General features: G+C 49.4%; 2 protein-coding genes and 1 pseudogene. All 3 read right to left on the bottom strand.

The genetic code is table 11. The annotated features are described in order from the left end of the window. Positions 1 to 200: pseudogene (locus ACJHYR_RS27560) on the bottom strand (lysozyme inhibitor); the annotation flags it as partial. Positions 201 to 704: 504 nt separating this feature from the next. Next, positions 705 to 1394 (bottom strand): N-acetylmannosamine-6-phosphate 2-epimerase, encoded by a 690-nt coding sequence (locus tag ACJHYR_RS27555; protein ID WP_000859647.1) that lies wholly within the window; start codon positions 1392 to 1394, stop codon positions 705 to 707. Then, positions 1394 to 1975 (bottom strand): glucose PTS transporter subunit EIIB (locus ACJHYR_RS27550; RefSeq protein ID WP_410233203.1); only part of this gene is annotated, 582 nt, incomplete at its 5' end. The genes ACJHYR_RS27550 and ACJHYR_RS27555, both read right to left, overlap by 1 nt.

Here is a 1975-nt window from a genome sequence, read left to right as displayed (position 1 = left end):
AGCTGCATAGGTATCATCTCATCCATCTGATTAATCACTGCATATGAGTTCCCAGCAGTGGTGTTGATATAGACCACCTCCATTGTCTTATTTCCATTACAGACATAAGCTGTTTTTGAGATTTCTTTTGTGGCAGCGGAGGATACCATACTGTTGCTAACAAGAATGAGTGCAAGGACGGGAGAAGAGTATTTTTTCATAATAACTCCTTCTGTAGGTTAAAAAAACAGGTGTTTGATCAGAATTATATTAATAATTCATTCATCAGAAAAAAAGGTTTTTGTTATAGCAATAATAATGAGCACAATTGCTTGTGAAACTGGTGCCATTTTACGGTTGCTTAGGAGTGCTGAAACTGTGCCTGTTAGGGCACAGCTGGTGTGGTGGTCTCAGTACGGAACAATTTGAAAACCAGAACATCACTTAGGCTTGTGTCCACATTACATGGGGTAGGATCAGTATTCCTCTATCAGGGGTAACTCGACCAGGCTGGCTGAGCTCTCGTTTTACTGCGAGTATCTATGCCCATTCAGCCAGTGTCAGCGCGAGAGTGTTAAATTCCGAGCGATTATCCATGCGCAGCATGACCGGATAACCATGATTTAGCCCCTGCCGAGCTAATCGGGAACTGCATAGCACTCTCAATATGGAATAAGCGATAATTATCGCTTATTCCCAGCAAAATATCATGCCTCATCGGTGCTTTACGAGGCGATCGCTGCAATAAAGCGTGTCGTTATCTGCTGCGGACGAGTGATTGCCCCCCCAACCACCACGGTATGAGCGCCTAATGTCAGGCAACGTGCGGCGCACTCCGGGGTGTCGACATTCCCTTCCGCCACGACCGGAACGCTGACCGCTTTCAGGACCTCACGTAAGAATCCACAGTCATTTTCCGCCAGCACATGCCTGGCAGTTTCTGCGGTATAGCCGTAGAGCGTAGTGCCCACACAGTCAAAACCCAGACGTTCAGCTGTCACTGCCTCTTCTACTGTTGCTATATCTGCCATCAGAAGTATGGACGGGTAGCGAGCGCGGATCTGCGTGACCAGTTCTTCCAGCGTCTGACCACCAGGGCGCGGGCGCGCAGTAGCATCCAGGGCAATAATTTCCGGCTCAACGGTCATCAGCTCATCCACTTCCCGGAGAGTGGCCGTGATAAACACCTCACTGCCAGGGTAATCGCGTTTGATAATCCCTATCATCGGAAGGGAGACAATCTCTTTGATAGCACTAATATCCGCCACGCTGTTGGCACGGATACCTGCAGCACCACCTTGTGCTGCCGCCAGCGCCATACGTGACATAATAAACGGACTATGTAGAGGCTCATTTTCCAGAGCCTGACAGGAGACGATTAATTTACCTTTCAGGGAATCCAGTACAGTTTTCATTACGATAAAATCTCTTCGACTTCGTTTTTAATGATGGTGACATGAGGGCCATAAATCACCTGAACGCCGTTGCCGCGAATAATCACGCCACGCGCTCCGGCCACTTTCAGCGCAGCTTCATCTACCTTACTGCTCTCTTTAACCGTCACGCGCAGGCGCGTGGCGCAACAGTCCACCTCTTCCAGATTCTCTTTGCCTCCCAGCCCGGCAATGACTGCCGCTGCGCGTTCACTCTGAGGCTGGCCGGATTCAACCTGGGTTACGTTCTCACGCCCCGGCGTCAGCCAGCCAAAGCGGTTAATCAAATAGCGGAAAGTAAAGTAGTAAAGGAAGAACCACGGTATTCCCACTATGGGGACATACATCCAGTTTGTTTTAGCTTCCCCCTGCAACACGCCGAAGAGAAGGAAATCGATAAGCCCGCCCGAAAAGGTTTGCCCAATAGTGATATGTAAAATATGGGCGACCATAAACGCCAGACCATCGAAGAAGGCGTGAATTACGTATAATACGGGCGCGACAAACAGGAAGGAGAACTCAACAGGCTCAGTGATTCCCGTCAGGAAAGAGGTCAGGGCTGC

The organism is Escherichia sp. WS1450, from assembly GCF_046487395.1.
GTDB classification, from domain to species: domain Bacteria; phylum Pseudomonadota; class Gammaproteobacteria; order Enterobacterales; family Enterobacteriaceae; genus Escherichia; species Escherichia coli.
Note: the sequence above shows the minus strand (reverse complement) of the source record. Positions and strands in the feature narration are given on the sequence as shown.